Annotated in this window: 1 protein-coding gene; it reads left to right on the top strand. The window is 54.1% G+C overall.

Translation table 11 applies throughout. From position 1 onward, the window contains the following. The first annotated feature begins 52 nt into the window (after positions 1 to 52). Complete coding sequence (locus AC1DE7_RS18870) at positions 53 to 18,937, top strand: non-ribosomal peptide synthase/polyketide synthase (RefSeq protein WP_477534962.1); 18,885 nt, start codon at positions 53 to 55, stop codon at positions 18,935 to 18,937. Positions 18,938 to 19,139 lie beyond the last annotated feature (202 nt).

Genomic DNA, 19,139 nt, shown 5'->3' with positions numbered 1-19,139 from the left:
TTCAGGTATAAAGCCTATCTACAAACAATCTCTAATACGGGAGTGTGTCGATGTGAGAGAGAATACGAACAAGCAATATGGATTAACGCAAGCCCAGCGCCGGATATGGTTCATGGAAATTATGAATCCGGGCACATCCATCACGATGCTTTCCGCGACCTACCAGATTACGGGCGAGATCGACACCAAGCTGCTTGAGCAAGCGGCGGCAGAGATTGTCAAAACCTATGACGCTTTCCGAATCCGCATTAGCGGGGATATGCAAAATCCAACGCAGTGGTTCGAAGAGCTGGAGAATGTCCAAACCAGGATAAGCCACCTCGAAATAGGCACAACCGAACAATTCTATGCTTGGGTGAAAGAAGTAACCGAAAAACCGGCGAGTGTGTTCGACGAACACCTCTATCAATTTACGATGATCCATTTTGCGAACGGCCAAGTATGGCTTAATTTGACTATAAATCATATCATCGCCGATGGCTTGTCCGTCACTGCTTTGCTGCATGCGGTGATGGAAAAATACCTGGAACTGCGCAATGGCATCTTCAGCAGTTACCAGGCCCCATCCTATCTGGATTATATTTCAACTGAGCATGAATATGAGCAATCGCAGCGTTATCAAAAAGGCAAGGAATATTGGCTAACCAAGTACAAGACTTTGCCTGAAACGAGCGGCATTAAATCAGTTCCGCCATTCTCGATTGGTAGCGAATCGAATAAACGTTACATCACTTTGGATGGTTCCCGCTATGACCGCATTCTGGCTTTTAGCGAACAATATCAGGTTAGTTTATATACGTTATTTTTGTCCGCCATGTACGTCTTATTGTATAAGCTGACCGACAGCACCGATGTTCCAGTCGGCACGGTGTTTGCCAATCGCACGAGCAAGAAGGAAAAAGAAACGATCGGTATGTTCGTCAGCACCGTGGCTACGCGGATTAGTCTGAATCCAGTTGGGTCCGTGCTTTCCTTGATCCAAACGGTTTCCAAGGAAAATACGGCGGATCTGCGGCATCAGAAATATCCTTATAACCAATTGATTCAGGATTTACGCGAACAACACGGCCGCAACGATCTTTCGGAGTTGTTCCGCACGTCTCTGGAATATCTACCTTTGAAAATCGTGGAGTACGAAGAAATCAAGGTACGTCTGGAGGCTCACTTTGCTAGACACGAGATGGACGATCTACTGCTGCGCTTCGACCATATGCTGAATGAAGGCAATGTCATTCTCCATGCTTCCTATCGTACCGGCCTGTTCGAGACGACCGAGATTGATCGCATTATGGAACAGTATGTAACCGTTTTGGACCAGTTTCTTGAGACTCCCGAACTGCGGGTGCGCGAGATTTCTCTGTTGAGCGATGAGGAGAGACACCGTATTCTGGAGGTGTTTAACCTGCCGGTGGAAGCACTGAGCGAGGGAATAGCGTTTCATCGGTATGTCGAAAAGTTTGCCCGAGACATTCCGGATCACCCGGCAGTTGTTTACATGGACAAAAAGCTGACTTACGGCGAATTGAACAAACGCGCTGAGCGGCTGGCTGCGCTCCTTCGTGAACAGGGCGTGGGAAGGGAGACGATTACGGGGATCTGGGCAGAGCGTTCGGTGGAACTTCTGGTCGGTGTGCTCGCCGTATGGAAAGCCGGCGGAGCTTATGTACCGCTGGACCCCGATTATCCAGCGGAGCGGATTGAGTACATGCTCAGCGATAGCGAAGCATCGGTGCTGCTTACGCAGCGTCATCTGTTGGAGGGGGCCGGAGGTTGGCTGGCCGATGACCGGCTGAAGCTTCAAGCTGTCTATGCGATGGACGATGAACAGATGTATAACGAGGATACCTCAGCCGTGGAATTTGAATCCGCTGACAGTGCCCCACATGACTTGGCTTATGTGATTTACACCTCCGGTACGACGGGACGGCCAAAAGGCGTCATGATCGAGCATGGTAGTCTCGTGAATACGGCGGATGCGTACCGCCGTGAGTACCGGTTGGATCAGTTCCCGGTGCGGTTGTTGCAACTGGCGAGCTTCTCGTTTGACGTGTTCGTTGGAGACATCGCGCGGACGCTGTATAACGGAGGAACGATGGTAATTGTGCCAAAGGATGACCGGCTTGATCCGAACCGCTTATACGGCTGGATTCGGGACCAAAACATTACGGTATTTGAATCGACACCTGCGCTCATCCTGCCGTTCATGCAGCATATTTATGAAGAAGGGCTGGACGTCAGCTCCATGCATTTGCTGATTACCAGCTCGGATGCTTGCAGTGTCACCGATTACCGATTGCTGCAGGAAAGATTCGGCGGACAATTCCGCATCATCAACAGCTACGGCGTTACCGAAGCGGCCATTGACAGCAGCTTTTACGATGAGCCGCTGGACAAGTTGCCATCGTTGGGTCATGTGCCGATCGGCAAAGCCTGGCTGAACGCCCGGTTTTACATTGTAGATGCCGGGTTAAAGCCGGTTCCTGTAGGGATTCCGGGGGAGCTTGTCATCGGCGGCGCCGGGGTGGCGCGCGGGTATTGGAACCGTCCGGACCTAACCAGCGAGAAGTTTGCAGACAGCCCGTTTGTGCCTGGAGAACGTCTGTATCGTACAGGAGATTTGGCCCGCTGGCTGGAAGACGGCAACGTTGACTTCATCGGCCGGATCGACTATCAGGTGAAAATTCGCGGGTTCCGGATCGAACTCGGCGAAATTGAAACGGCCCTGCTCAGTTTCCCGGGGGTCAAGCAGGCTGTGGTGACTGACCGTACGGATGAGCAGGGGCAAAAGTATTTGTGCGGTTACGTGGCGGGGGATGTTTCCTTGCAACTGAGCGATCTGCTGTCCCAATTGAAACAAGAGTTGCCTGCGCATATGGTTCCGGCCCGGTTGGTGTCTCTTGATCAGCTTCCGCTCACACCGAACGGCAAGATTGACCGTAAAGCGCTACCTGAGCCGACCGGAGAGATAGAAGCCGGCCGTGAGTATGTGGCTCCTCGCACAACGCTGGAAACAAGACTTGCTCTTATTTGGCAGCAGGTGCTGGGTATTGCGCGAGTTGGAGTCCAAGACGATTTCTTTGACCTGGGTGGTCATTCCTTGCGGGCCTCCGCGCTTGTTTCCAAGATTCGAAAAGAGCTACAAGTCGAGGTTCCGCTGCGGGACGTTTTCCGCTACACCACGATCGAACAGCTTGCCCAAAGAATTAGCGGTTTAAAGCAGCAGGAAACCTATGAGATTACAAAGGCGGCAGAGACCGAGTACTATCCGGTTTCATCCGAGCAAAAGCGTCTGTACGTCCTGCGCCAGCTTGACGCGGCCGAGCGTAGCTACAATATGTCGGCGGCGCTTCTTCTCGAAGGCAAGCTGGACCGCACGCGCGTAGAGTACGCATTCCGGGCGTTGATTCAGCGCCATGAGACGCTGCGTACCGGGATCGAGCAGGTTCAAGGCGAGCTTGTGCAGCGCATCTATGACGAGGTGGAGTTTGCTGTAGACTATTTCCAGGCGAGCGAGCTAGAAGTGGACCATGTGGTGGAAGCATACTATCACCCGTTTGATCTGACTAAGCCGCCACTTCTTCGCATCGGCCTGATCGAAGTCGCCGAGGATCGCCACATCCTGTTGTTCGATATGCATCACATCGTCTCGGATGGCATCTCGACAGCATTGCTTTTCGACGAGTTCAGCCGCCTGTATCGTGGTGAGGAGCTGGCTCCGTTGCGTATTCAATACAAAGATTATGCCGTTTGGCAGCATTCCGAAGCCTACAGGCAGTTGATCCAGCCGCAGAAGGAGTACTGGCTGGAACAGCTGTCGGGCGAGCTTCCTGTATTGGAACTGCCGACGGACTTCCCGCGGCCTGCGGTGCAAAGTTTTGACGGCCGGACCGTGAAGTTTGATATTGGGAATGAACGGACGGAAAAGCTGAAAGAACTGGCCGCACGGACGGGCACGACCCTGTACATGGTGCTGTTGTCTGCTTACTCGATCCTTATGCATAAATATTCGGGTCAGGAAGATCTGATCGTGGGAACGCCGATTGCCGGAAGAACGCAGGAAGAAGTGCAGCCAATCGTAGGTATGTTTATCAACACGCTTGCCATTCGCAGCCATCCGGAGCGTTCCAAGTCGTACCTTAAGTACCTGGAAGAAATGAAGGAAATCACACTCGGGGCTTTTGAACACCAAAATTATTTGTTCGAAGATTTGGTGGAAAGTCTTCATATTCCGCGCGCGACCGGCCGGAATCCGCTCTTTGATACGTTCTTCTCCCTGCAAAATACGGAGAATGAGCAAATTGTCATCGAGGGGCTGGAGCAATCGTTTTATCCGTTGGAAAACCGAACGTCTAAGTTCGAGCTGCTTCTGGACATTTCGGAACTGGATGGCCAGCTCGAATGCCGGTTGGAGTACGCTACGGCTTTGTATAAACAGGAGACCGCGGAACGGTTCGCCAGACATTATGACAAGCTACTCGAAACTATCGCAACAGCGCCGGAAGGGGATATTGCTTCGCTGGAAATGCTAACCGAGCAGGAAATCCGTGAACTGGTGCGCGGTTTTAATGATTCGGAGGCAGACTACCCGCGTCAGCAGACGATTCATGGCTTGTTCGAAGAGCAGGCGAAGCTTTATCCGGATAACGTGGCCGCCGTCATGAATGAGCGGCAGCTGAGCTACCACGAACTGAACGAGCGATCCAATCGCCTTGCGCGTAAGCTGCGGGAGACAGGAGTCGAAGCGGATCAGTTGGTAGCGATTCTGGCCGAACGTTCACTTGATATGGTCGTCGGCATTCTGGCGATTCTCAAAGCGGGCGGAGCCTACGTGCCTGTCGATCCCGACTACCCGGAGGAACGCATCCGCTTCATGATTGAGGATTCGGGCGCACCGTTATTGCTGATTCAAAAGCATTTGCATGAGAAGACCGATTTCGCAGGAACGCGCCTTGAATTGGACGATTTCGTTTGGGGCCACAAAGGGGCGGACTCCGCTGATGCACTGGACGCTTCGAATCTGGAACCAATTTCTGGCCCGGGTAACTTGGCTTATGTCATCTACACATCGGGAACGACCGGCAAACCCAAAGGCACGTTGATTGAGCATAAAAACGTCGTGCGCCTTTTGTTCAACGACAAGAACCTGTTCGACTTTGGGCCGTCCGACACGTGGACGTTATTCCACTCGTTCTGCTTCGATTTCTCCGTCTGGGAGATGTACGGAGCACTTCTGAATGGAGGAAAGCTGGTTATCGTACCGCCACTTACGGCGAAAAATCCAGCCGAGTTCTTGGCACTGCTGAGCCGCGAACGGGTCACGATTTTGAACCAGACGCCAACATATTTCTACCAACTGCTGCGTGAGGTTTTAGCGGACCATCCGTACAATCTGCGGATTCGCAACGTCATCTTTGGCGGCGAAGCACTCAGCCCGCTGTTGCTCAAGGGTTTCAAGACGAAGTACCCGGAGACAAAGCTGATCAATATGTACGGTATTACCGAAACGACGGTTCACGTGACGTATAAGGAAATTACATGGATCGAGATGGAGGCGGCAAAGAGTAATATCGGCAAGCCGATCCCGACGCTGAGCGTGTATGTTCTGGATGAAAACCGTCGTCCTGTTCCGATCGGCGTAGCAGGCGAAATGTACGTGGCCGGTGAAGGCCTGGCAAGAGGATACCTGAATCGACCGGATTTGACGGCGGAAAAGTTCGTTGATTCCCCGTTTGCGGAGGGGGGAAAACTGTACCGTTCGGGTGACTTGGCGGCCTGGCTACCGGACGGCAACATTGAATACCTTGGCCGGATCGACCATCAGGTCAAAATCCGCGGGTACCGGATTGAGCTGGACGAAATCGAGACGCAACTTCTGAACGTGGAGGGCGTGGAAGAAGCGGTGGTGCTCGCCCGTCAGGACAACGAGGGAGAGAAGGCACTTGTTGCCTACTTTGTTGCAGACCGGACGCTGACAGTCAGCGAAATGAGAACCTCGCTGGCACAGGGAATGCCGGGATACATGATCCCGTCGTATTTCGTGCAGCTGGAGCGCATGCCGCTGACGTCGAACGGCAAAGTGGACCGCAAAGCGCTGCCGGAGCCGCAAGGTAGCCTGCAAACGGGCGTCGAATACGTAGCTCCTCGTAACCTTACGGAGTCCCAGCTTGTGAAGATCTGGGAGGAAGTGCTGGGTTACTCCGGCATTGGAGTCCTGGACAATTTCTTTGAGCTCGGAGGGCATTCCTTGCGGGCGACAAACCTTGTCAGCAAGATTCGGAAGGAAATGAACGTTGAACTTCCGCTGCGCGATGTGTTCCGCTATATGACGGTAGAATCGATGGCCGGGGCTATTGCCAGGTTGGAAGAATCAGAGCACAGCTCCATTCCAAAAGCGGAAGAGAAAGCATATTATCCAGTTTCCTCTGCGCAAAAAAGGCTGTATGTCCTGCACCAGCTAGATAGCTCGGAGCTGAATTACAACATTCCAAGCGCCTTGCAATTGAAAGGGACTTTGAACGAGGCCAAAGTGGAAAAGGCGCTGACTACTTTGGTGGCCCGGCACGATATGCTGCGCACCGGTTTTGAAATCGTGAATGGAGAGCCGGTTCAGCGTATTCATCCGCTCGTAGATTTCAAGGTCGAGAAGCTTCAAGCAAGCAAAGATCAGGTCGCGGCCATTCTGGAAGGTTTCATTCAGCCTTTTGACTTGACCCAGCCGCCTTTGCTGCGCGCCCTGCTGATCATACTTGAGAAAGAGAAATTCCTGCTGGCGCTGGATATGCATCATATTGGTTCGGACGGTCTTTCCATGGATGTGCTGCTACGCGAATTTGTGGGGCTTTACAATGGGGAAGAATTGCCGGAGCTGCGGATTCAATACAAGGATTACGCCGTTTGGCAGCAATCCGACGAGCAATGTCAGCGTATCAAACGGCAGGAGGAATACTGGCGCGGGGTATTCAGCTCCGAGCTTCCGGTTCTTGAGCTGCCTCTTGACTACTCCCGCCCAGCCGTCCGGCAGTTTGACGGTCAAACGCTCACGTTTGCGCTGGATGCGGAGAAAAGCGAAGCTCTAAAACGGCTTGCCGGAGATTCGGGGGCGACGCTGTACATGCTTCTGCTGGCTGCATACTCCGTATTGCTTCATAAATACGCGGGACAGGAAGATATCGTAGTCGGCACTCCGATTGCCGCTCGTTCTCACGCCGACCTGCAACCGATTATCGGTATGTTTGTCAATACGCTGGCCCTTCGCTTGGGTCCGACGGCAGAGCAGACGTTCCTGGATTACTTGCAGGATGTGAAGGAAACGACGCTTGGAGCCTACGAGCACCAGGACTATCCGTTCGAGGAGCTGGTAGAAGCTCTTCAGGTGAGCCGGAATTTAAGCCGGAATCCGCTGTTTGACACCATGTTTTCTTTGCAAAAGCACGAAAGCCTGGATTTAGCCCTGGAAGGCTTGCAATGGTCGCTGTTTGACATCGAGGAAAAGAGAGCAAAGTTTGATCTTAGCCTGGATATCGTGGAAGAGGGTAACGAGCTAGTTTGCAAGATCGAGTACGCTACCTCGTTGTTTAGACAGGAAACGATGGTACGGCTGGCGGGTCATTACGAGCAGCTTTTGGCATCGATCCTGGCTCAGCCGGGTGCGAGGATCTCGGATTTGAACATCTTGAAGGACAGCGAAAAGCATGATTTGCTGGTCGGGTTTGCCGTGTCGTCTTCGGCTCTGGCGAAGCAATCCGCCTCAGAGGGTCCAGGCTTGGAAGCGGATGAGTCGTGGAGAGAGAGAACAATCCACGAGCTGTTCGAGGAGCAAGCAGAGCGAACGCCGGAGCAGGTGGCCGTTGTCTATGAGGACAGCCGCCTGACTTACCGGGAGTTGAACGAGCGGGCGAACCGGCTGGCGCGATCCTTGCGTGCCTCTGGCGCGCAGGCCGATCAGCCGATCGCGATCATGGCCGAGCGCTCGCTGGAGATGATTGTCGGCATCTATGCGATCTTGAAGGCCGGGGGCGCCTACGTGCCGATCGACCCGCAATTCCCGCAGGAGCGTATCCGCTACATGCTCGAAGATTCGTGCGCTAGGCTGCTGCTGATTCAAAGCCATTTGCGGGAAAGCGCGTCATTTGCTGGGACCGAGCCACTTGGTGATCTATCGCTCGTCGATCTGAACGATCCATCCGCGTATGACGAAGACGGCTCGAATCTGGAGCTGGCCAGCGGACCGGAGCATCTGGCCTACGTCATTTACACATCGGGCTCGACAGGCAAGCCCAAAGGCGTCATGGTGGAGCACCGTCCGGTGATCAATCGGCTGCTGTGGATGCAGAATGCATACCCGATCGACTCCAGGGATACGATTCTGCAAAAGACGGCGATCACCTTCGACGTTTCCGTGTGGGAGCTGTTTTGGTGGGCTTGGACGGGGGCCAAAGTTTGCTTGCTGCCGCCGGGCGGAGAGAAGAATCCCGAGACGATTCTGGATACGATCGAACGGCAAGCCGTCACCACGATGCACTTCGTGCCGTCGATGCTGCACGCCTTCCTCGAATATGTCGAGCGTCAGCCGAGCGAAGATCTGGGTAACAAGCTGTCTTCGCTGAAACGGGTGTTTGCAAGCGGGGAAGCGCTGGCGACGTCGCATGTGAGCCGGTTCTGGCAGTGGATTTCGTCATCCGTGAATCAAGCGCAGCTGATCAACCTTTATGGGCCTACGGAAGCGACGGTTGATGTCTCGTACTACGATTGCGGACCGGAAGAGGCGTATGTATCGGTGCCGATCGGCAAGCCGATCTCGAACATCCGGCTGCATATTGTCAAGGAAGGGACGACAGCGCTGCAGCCGATCGGCGTGCCGGGCGAGTTGTGCATCGCGGGCGAAGGTCTGGCTAGAGGCTACTTGAACCGTCCCGAGCTGACCGCGGAGAAATTCGTAGAGTGTCCGTTCGCGCCGGGCGGGCGGATGTACCGGACGGGCGATCTGGCCAGATGGCTGCCGGACGGCAACATCGAGTATATGGGCCGGATCGACCATCAGGTGAAAATCCGCGGGTACCGGATCGAACTCGGCGAGGTGGAGGCGCAGGTCCTGAAAGCGGCGTCCGTACAAGAGGGGGTTGTCATCGCCAGAGAGGACGAAGCCGGTCAGAAGCAGCTCTGCGCGTACTTCGTGGCGGACAAGCCGCTTGCGGCGAGCGAGCTGCGAAGCGCGCTGGCGGAGGATCTGCCTGCGTACATGATTCCGTCCTACTTCGTGCAGCTGGAGCGGATGCCCCTCACACACAGCGGGAAGCTCGACCGCAAGGCGCTGCCAGCACCGGAAAGCAGTATGCTCGTTGGAACGGAATACGTGGCGCCCCGGACGGCGGCGGAGCAGACGTTGGTTGCGGTGTGGCAAAAAGTGCTGGGAACGGGTCGTCCGATCGGCGTGATGGACAATTTCTTCGAGCTCGGCGGGGATTCAATTAAATCGATCCAGGTGTCGTCCAGGCTATATCAGGCCGGATACAAGCTGGAAATTAAGCATTTGTTCAAATATCCGACCGTAGCGGAATTAAGCCCGTATCTCCAGTCGGTCTTAAGACGCGCCGATCAGGGGGCAGCTACGGGAGAGACGGGGCTGACGCCGATTCAGCGCTGGTTCTTCGAGCAGTCGTTCGCCGAGCTGCACCACTTTAACCAGGCGGTGATGCTGTACCGGGAGGAAGGCTATGACGAAGCGGCGCTTCGTCAGGCCGTGCGGAAGCTGGCCGAGCATCACGATGCGCTGCGCCTCGTCTTCAGCTGGACCGAGAGCGGGTATGCGGCATGGAACCGGGCCATCGAGGAAAGTGACGGCGAGCTCTACAGCCTAGAAGTGATCGATTTCCGCGGAATGACGGACTGCGCGCAGGCGATCGAAGCCAAGGCGAACGAGCTTCAGCGCAGCATTGACCTGCAGGCAGGGCCTTTGCTGAAGCTCGGCTTGTTCCGTTGTGCGGATGGAGATCATCTGCTGATCGCGATCCACCACTTGGTCGTAGACGGCGTATCCTGGCGGATTCTGCTTGAGGATTTTGCTGCCGGCTATGAGCAGGCGCTGCAAGGGAAGCTGATCCGTCTGCCGCTCAAAACGGACTCATTCCAAACGTGGGCGAAACAGCTCGCTGATTATGCGAACGGACCGGCGATGGAAATCGAGAGAGCGTATTGGCAGCATATCGAGCAATTGACCTATGAGCCGCTTCCGAAAGATTTTGAACAAGGCACATCCAAGCTGAAGGACAGCAGGCTCGTGACCGTCCGCTGGACGGCGGAGGAAACCGAACAGCTGCTGAAGCAGGCACACCGTGCTTACCATACGGAAATGAACGATTTGCTGCTTGCTGCGCTTGGCCTCGCGATACAAGCTTGGAGCGGTCGGGAACGCGTGCTGGTGAATCTCGAAGGCCACGGTCGGGAAGAACTTTTGCCGGATGTGGACATTACACGCACGGTAGGCTGGTTTACAAGCCAATTCCCTGTCGTTCTGGAGCCGGGTCACGTCCAGGCTCTCGGTCATCAGGTGAAACAGGTGAAAGAAAGCTTGCGCCGCATTCCGAACAAAGGAATCGGCTACGGCATCCTGCGTTATTTGTCGGCGCCGCATGACGGCGAGCGCTTTGCTTTAGAGCCGGAGATCAGTTTCAACTATCTGGGTCAGTTCGACCAGGATTACGAAAGCAGCGGCTCGCAGCCGTCTCCGTTCAGTCCGGGCTCCGATTCAAGCCCGAATGCTGTGATGAATTATGTCCTCGATATCAACGGTGTGGTATCGGAAGGCGTGTTGGAACTTACGATCCGTTATGGGGAAACCCAGTATCAACGGGAGACGGTTGAGCGCCTGGGCACCCTACTTCAATCGAGTTTGCGTGAAGTCATCAGCCATTGCGTATCGAAAGAGCGGCCGGAGCTTACGCCTAGTGACGTACTGCTTCAAGATGTGACGGTGGAGGAACTGGAGCGGCTGTCCGAACATACGGCGGCACTCGGCCAACTGGAGAATGTATACACCCTGACTCCGCTGCAAAAAGGGATGTTGTTCCACAGCTTGCTGGATGCCGATTCGGAAGCTTACTTCGAACAGGTGACCTTCGATCTGTATGGAAGCCTGAATGTGGAAGCCTTCACCCGCGGATTGGATACGCTGGTACAGCGAAATGAGGCGCTGCGGACCAATTTTATTACCGGCTGGAGAGACGAGCCTATTCAAGTGGTATTCCGCGAGCGGAAGTGTGAAGTGTACTTTGAAGATATTCGCTCGGCAAGAGATGAACACCCGGAGAAGACAATGGCAGATTTTGTCAGCGCGGATAAAGCGAACAAGTTCGATTTGGCCCAAGGCTCTCTGATGCGCGTTACAGTTTTGCGTACGGGCGACGAGTCCTACCAAGTGATCTGGAGTCACCATCACATTTTGTTGGACGGCTGGTGCATGTCCTTAATGATCAAGGAAGTGTTCGACACCTACTTCGCGTTCCAGGAGCAACGGACGCTGGAGCTTCCTCCGGTTACCTCGTACTCTCGGTATATCGAATGGCTGGAAGCTCAAGATGCCGCGAAAGCTTCGCGTTACTGGTCCGAGTATTTGGCGGGTTATGATCAGCAGACCAAGTTGCCTCGGGAGAAAACAGGGCTGAAGCAGGGCGCTTTTGAAGCAGCTGAGATCGATGTGGAACTCAGCAAGGAACTGACTGGGCAAATCGAGCGGGTGGCGCGCCAGCATCAGGTGACGCTTAATACATTCATGCAGACCGTATGGGGACTGGTTCTGCAGGTATACAACAACAGCGAAGATGTTGTATTTGGCTCCGTCGTATCCGGGCGTCCAGCAGAGATTCCGGGTATCGAAAGCATGATCGGTCTGTTTATTAATACGATCCCCGTCCGTATTCAAGGCAAAGCCGAGGAGACGGTAGCCGATATTTTGAGAAAAACCCAGGATCAAGCGCTGACATCGGGAGCTTACGAAACGTTCCCGCTGTTCGAAATTCAGTCGCTGAGCGAGCAAAAGAGCGACTTGATCAACCATATTATGGTCTTTGAAAATTATCCGATGGAAGAACAGATTGAGCAGGTTGTCGGCGGAGGACAAGAAGCGCTGAAAATCGCTAATATCCAATCGCCGGAACAAACGAACTACGATCTGGACATTACCGTCATTCCGGAAGAGCATATTTTGCTGCGGTTTACGTACAATACACTGACATTCAGAGAGCAAGACATCAGGCAGATCCACGGTCATTTTGCCCGTGCATTGGAGCAGGTTGCGGCTAATCCGAATGTTCGTGTACATGAGTTAGAGCTTTTAACGGCGGCGGAAAAAGAAGAAATTGTCGGCGTGTTTAATCCGGTGCAGCCGGAAGTGGCTCCTGTGGCAGCGTTCCATCGACTGTTCGAGGAACAGGCGGAACGCACGCCGGAAGCGGAGGCCATCGTATACGAGAACGATCGGCTGACGTATGCGGAGCTGAACGAGCGGGCGAACCGCCTGTCGACCACGCTACGTGCAAGCGGAATAGGCCGGGAGACCATCGTTGGCATTCTCGCCGAGCGTTCGGTCGATTTGCTGGTGGCCGTGATGGCCGTCTGGAAAGCGGGAGGGGCGTATGTACCGCTTGACCCGGATTATCCGGCGGACCGCGTGCGGTTCATGCTGGAAGACAGCGGAGCGAAGGTACTGCTGACACAAATGCTGCTGCGAGAGCGTGCCGAATCCTGGCTCGGCGAAGAGGAACTAGCACTGGAGAAGGTGCTGTATCTCGATGACGAAACGTCATACAGCGAAGATCGAGCGAATGCACCAATGGACTTCGACCAAGGCTCCAGCATGGTTTCAGGTCTGATCTCCAGCGAGCTGACGGGTGCTGTGAACGACCGTAATGAGAGCCATCCAAAAGTTGTGGGCATGGACAGCTTCCATGAAGCCCGTCCGGAGGACTTGGCGTATGTCATCTACACGTCGGGAACGACGGGCAAACCAAAAGGCGTGATGATCGAGCACCGCAGCCTGGTGAACACGGCAGCGGGTTACCGGCGGGAATACCGGTTGAATCAGTTCCCGGTAAGGCTGTTGCAGCTCGCCAGCTTCTCGTTTGACGTATTCGTGGGCGATATCGCGCGGACGTTGTACAACGGCGGCACGATGGTCATTGTACCGAAGGACGATCGGATTGATCCGTCTCGTCTGCACTACTGGTTAGAGCGGGAGCAAGTGACGATCTTTGAATCAACGCCGGCACTGATCGTGCCGTTCATGGAATACGTGCATGAGCATGGACTAGAGTTAAGCAGCATGGAGCTGTTGATTACAAGCTCGGACAGCTGCAGTGTGGCAGATTACCGGACCTTGCAGGAACGGTTTGGTTCGTCGTTCCGCATCATCAACGCCTACGGCGTGACGGAAGCGGCAATTGACTCCAGTTTCTATGACGAGGAGTTGGCGAAGCTGCCGCAGACAGGCCATGTGCCGATTGGCAAAGCGTGGTTGAATGCGAAGTTTTACATCGTGGATGCACATCTGAACCCGGTGCCAGTCGGCGTGCTGGGCGAATTGGTTATCGGCGGAGTCGGTGTGGCGCGCGGGTACTTGAACCGCCCAGAGCTGACGGAAGAGAAGTTTGTAGACAGCCCTTTCACCGCGGGTGAGCGGTTGTATCGCACGGGAGATTTGGCGCGGTGGATGGAGGACGGCAACGTGGACTTCATCGGCCGGATCGATAACCAGGCAAAAATCCGGGGTTACCGGATCGAGACGGGCGAAGTCGAAGCAAAGCTGCTGAGTGTAGGTGGCGTGAAGGAAGCGGTCGTTGTTGTCAGGGAAGATCAAGAAGGGCAGAAAGCGTTGTGCGCTTATTATACAGTGGAAGAAGGCTTGACGGCGGCAGATTTGAAACGGGCGATCTCCAGCGAGCTACCGGGATACATGATTCCGTCGTATTTCGTCGAACTGGAGCAATTGCCTCTAACGCCAAATGGGAAAATTGACCGGAAGGCGCTGCCAGCGCCGGAAGGGGGAGCAGGCGGAGGCCGCGAATACGTGGCGCCGCGCACCGAAATGGAGGCGAAGCTGGCCGCCATTTGGCAGGAGGTACTAGTTCGGGATAAGGCGGTAGGCGTAACGGACAACTTCTTCGACCTCGGAGGACACTCCCTGCGGGCGACAACACTTGTCAGCAAAATGCATAAGGAGCTGGGCGCCCAATTCCCGCTTCGCGACGTATTCCGCTACTCGACAGTTGAGGAAATGGCTGTGGCTATGGAGCATTTGGAGATCGGCTCGTTTATGGCTATTCCGGCTGCGGAACCTAGCGAGTATTATCCGCTCTCTTCTGCGCAGAAACGTCTCTATATCTTGAACCAGCTGGAAGGAGGCGAGCTGAGCTACAATATACCGGGAGCTATGCTGCTCGAAGGGCAACTCAACCGGCAGCGGTTTGAAGAAGCGTTCCGCGAGCTTGTAGCTCGTCATGAAACGCTGCGTACCAGCTTTGAGATGGTTGAAGGCGAAGCGGTTCAGCGGATTTACGAAGAAGTCACCTTCCAGGTGGAATATGTGCAGATCAGCGGGGAGCAGGCGGAAGAAACGGTGCGCCAATTCGTTCGTGCGTTTGATCTAGCCAAGCCACCACTTCTGCGGGTGGGCATTGCCGAACTGGCGCCGGACCGGCACATCCTGATGTTCGATACACATCATATCGTATCGGACGGCGTTTCAATGGACGTACTGATCGAAGAGTTTGTGCACTTGTACAGCGGGGAGCCGCTCAAGCCACTCCGCATTCAGTACAAAGATTATGCAGTATGGCAGCAATCGGACGAGCAGAAAACGCAGCTTGCCAAGCAGGAAGCCTACTGGATTGACATGTTCAGCGGAGAACTGCCAGTTCTGGAAATGCCAACGGACTATCCGCGCCCGGCTATGCAGAGCTACGAGGGCCGTACGCTGCAATTGTTTATGAATATTGAGAAAAGCGAAGGTCTGAAACGGCTTGCAGCTGAAAACGGCGCAACGCTTTACATGGTTCTGCTTGCGGCGTATAACGTGCTTCTGCATAAATATTCAGGTCAGGAAGACGTGGTGGTTGGTACGCCGATTGCGGGCAGAAATCACAGCGACGTTCAACCGCTGATCGGGATGTTCGTTAATACATTGGCCATCCGCAGTTACCCGGCTGCCGGTAAAACGTTCCTTGACTACTTGAAGGAAATCAAGGAGACAACGCTTGGTGCTTTTGAACATCAGAATTATCCGTTTGAGGAACTGGTGGATAAGGTAAACGTGACTCGTGATCTACGCCGTCATCCACTGTTTGATACGATGTTTGCTTTGCAGAATACAGAAAATGTGGAAATTCAGCTTCCGGGACTGCATCTGTCGACGTATGCCAGCGAAGAAATTGTTTCCAAATTCGATCTCAGCTTGGACGTCACCGAGATTGAGGACGGCTTGGAATATCTGTTTGAATACGCCACAGCTCTATACAAAACCGAAACGGTGGAGAAATTGGCTGTTCACTACTTGCAGCTGCTTGAATCCATTCTCTGCAACCCGTCGGCGACTATTGCCGAGCTGAACTTGTTAACGGCAGAGGAAAAAGAGCAGATTGTCGGCGCGTTTAACCCTGCGCAACCGGAACAGGCTCCTATGGCAGCGTTCCATCGACTGTTCGAGGAACAGGTGGAACACACGCCGGAAGCTGAAGCTGTCGTTTACGAAAACGATCGGCTGACGTATGTGGAGCTGAACGAGCGGGCGAACCGCCTGTCGGCGATGCTACGCGCAAGTGGAATCGGCCGTGAGGAGATTGTTGGCATTCTCGCCGAGCGTTCGGTGGACCTGTTGGTGGCCGTGCTGGCCGTCTGGAAAGCAGGCGGGGCGTATGTACCCCTCGACCCGGATTATCCGGCAGACCGTGTGCGGTTCATGCTCGAAGACAGCGGAGCGAAGGTGCTGCTGACGCAAACGCCGCTGCGAGAGCGTGCCGAAGCCTGGCTCGGTGAAGAGGAACTGGCACTGGCGACGGTGCTGTATCTCGATGACGAAACGTCATACAGCGAAGATCGAGCGAATGTGCCAATGGACTTTGGCCAAGGCTCCAACAGTGCTCCCGATCGAGTCAACGGCAAGCTAACGGGGGCTGTGAACGGTGGTGGCGAGAGTCATCCAAATGATGTTGATGTTGTCGGTATGGACAGCTTCCATGAAGCCCGTCCGGAGGATCTGGCGTACGTCATCTACACGTCGGGAACGACGGGCAAGCCAAAAGGCGTGATGATCGAGCATCGCAGCCTAGTGAACACGGCAGCGGGCTACCGACGGGAATACCGGTTGGATCAGTTCCCGGTGCGACTGCTGCAACTCGCAAGCTTCTCATTTGATGTTTTCGTGGGCGATATCGCACGCACGTTGTATAACGGAGGCACCATGGTCATTGTACCGAAGGACGACCGGATTGATCCGTCTCGTCTGCACCACTGGATAGAGCAGGAGCAAGTGACGATCTTTGAATCAACACCAGCACTGATCGTGCCGTTTATGGAATACGTGCATGAGCAGGGGCTAAAGTTAAGCGGTATGGAGCTGTTGATCACAAGCTCGGACAGCTGCAGTGTAGCGGATTACCGTACCTTGCAGGAGCGGTTTGGCTCGTCGTTCCGCATCATTAACGCCTATGGTGTGACGGAAGCGGCAATCGACTCCAGTTTCTATGACGAAGAATTGGCGAAACTGCCGCAGACAGGCCATGTGCCGATTGGCAAAGCGTGGTTGAATGCGAAGTTTTACATCGTGGATGCACATCTGAATCCCGTACCCGTCGGTGTGCTGGGCGAGCTGGTCATCGGCGGCGTTGGCGTAGCACGTGGGTACTTGAACCGTCCAGAGCTGACGGAAGAGAAGTTTGTAGACAGCCCTTTCACCGCGGGTGAGCGGTTATATCGCACGGGAGATTTGGCGAAGTGGATGGAGGACGGAAACGTGGATTTCATCGGCCGGATCGACAATCAAGCCAAAATCCGGGGCTACCGGATCGAAACGGGTGAGATTGAGTCGCAGCTGCTGCGGGTGGTAGGTATACGCGAAGCGGTGGTGCTGGTTCGAAGTGATGGGAACGGTCAAAAGGCGCTGTGCGCCTACTACACAACGGATATCGAACTGACGGCGGCCGACCTGAAACGAGCGATCTCCAGCGAGCTGCCAGGTTACATGATCCCGTCGTACTTTGTGGAGCTGGAGCATTTACCTCTGACACCAAACGGGAAAATCGACCGGAAAGCGCTGCCGGCGCCGGAAGAGGGAGCAAGTGCAGGGCGCGAATACGTGGCGCCGCGCACCGATCTGGAGACGAAACTGGTCTCCATCTGGCAGGACGTGCTTGGGTCAGTTACGATTGGTGTGACGGACAACTTCTTCGACCTCGGCGGTCACTCGCTGCGTGCGACGACGCTGGTCAGCAAGGTGCACAAGGAGCTGCACGTGGACCTGCCACTGCGCGATGTATTCCGGTACTCGACTATTGAAGCGATGGCTGAAGTGATTAGCCGATTGGAGCAGCAGGAGTTTCTTTCCATTCCGGTTCTGGATAAAAGGGAGTATTATCCGCTTTCCTCTGTGCAAAAGCGGCTGTATATCCAGCAGCAGATGGAAGGGGCCGAGCTTAGTTACAACATGTCCGGCATGACGGTTCTGGTCGGGCGCTTGGAGCGGAATCAATTCGAGGCGGCGCTCAAAGGATTAATCGCTCGTCACGAAGTTTTGCGAACCGGCTTCGAAATGGTCGACGGCGAACCGGTACAACGGATTTATTCGGACTTGGAGTTTGCCGTCGAGTATACAAAGGCGACGGAAAGTGAAACGAAAAGCATTGCGGATGCCTTTGTACGTGTCTTTGATTTGGAGCAGCCGCCGCTGCTGCGTGTGGGCTTAGTTGAATGGGAAGCGGAACGTCATCTGCTTATGCTGGACATTCATCATATCGTCACGGATGGCATGTCGATGGGTATCTTCATCGAAGAGCTGCTACGCCTGTATAACGGTGAGACGCTGGAACCGCTTCGGATTCAATACAAGGAATTTGCCACTTGGCAGCAGTCAGAACCTGTAAAAGAACGGCTGAAACGCCAGGAAGCCTACTGGCTGGACATGCTGGAAGGTGAACTGCCAACGCTTGAGCTACCTACGGACTTTGTCAGACCTGCCGCTCGCAGCTTTGAGGGAGATGTGCTGCCTTTCAGTATCGACAAGCAGATGACTGACAACTTGCAGCGCATTGCCGATGAGAACGGTGCTACCCTATATATGGTGTTATCGGCGGCCTATTCAATCCTGCTCAGCAAGTACTCGGGACAAGAAGACTTCATTGTAGGCACACCGGTTTCAGGCCGCACACATGCCGACCTGGAGCCGCTCATCGGAATGTTTGTCAACACGTTGGCGATTCGTCATTATCCATCCGGGGAGAAGACGTTCCTTGTTTACTTGAACGAAGTCAAAGAAACGATGCTGGGGGCCTACGACCACCAGGATTATCCGTTTGAAGAGCTTGTGAAAAAGCTGCAGGTGCCGCGAGATCAAAGCCGCAATCCTGTATTTGATGTCATGTTTGCGCTGGAAACGAAGGAAGATAACGTTCAAAACTTCGGGGATATCCAGATCGAATCTTATCCGGAAACGCATGCGGTTTCCCAATTTGACCTTACCTTGGTCATTTCGTTGCTGGATGAGGGAATGAACGGGCAGTTTGAATATGCGACCAAGTTGTTTACGCGCAATCTGATCGACAATTTCGCTCAGGACCTGCTCGTGATCATCACCCAAATTGGCGAACAACCTTCGGTGCTGCTCAAGGATATTTCCCTGAATGGGCAATCCGAACAGGAGCAAGATGAGCTAGAGGCTATTGATATTATTTTCTAATCCTTTACCCGGCTTGGGTGAAAATGGATCATTTAAGCACGTTATATGCGACATTCGGTATATTGAGGAAGTGGTAATGAAAATTTGTGGTGGTTTCACGACTTTTTTATCACCTGACAAAAGTATTTAAGTTATGTAACAAAGGGTCCTGATGACAGTTGTCATCAGGACCCTTTGTTTATGAACGTATAATTAATGTTCC

The sequence above is a fragment of the Paenibacillus sp. 10L310 genome (assembly GCF_056395745.1).
The sequence above is the reverse complement of the archived record's forward strand: the minus strand, read 5'-3'. Positions and strand labels throughout refer to the sequence as shown.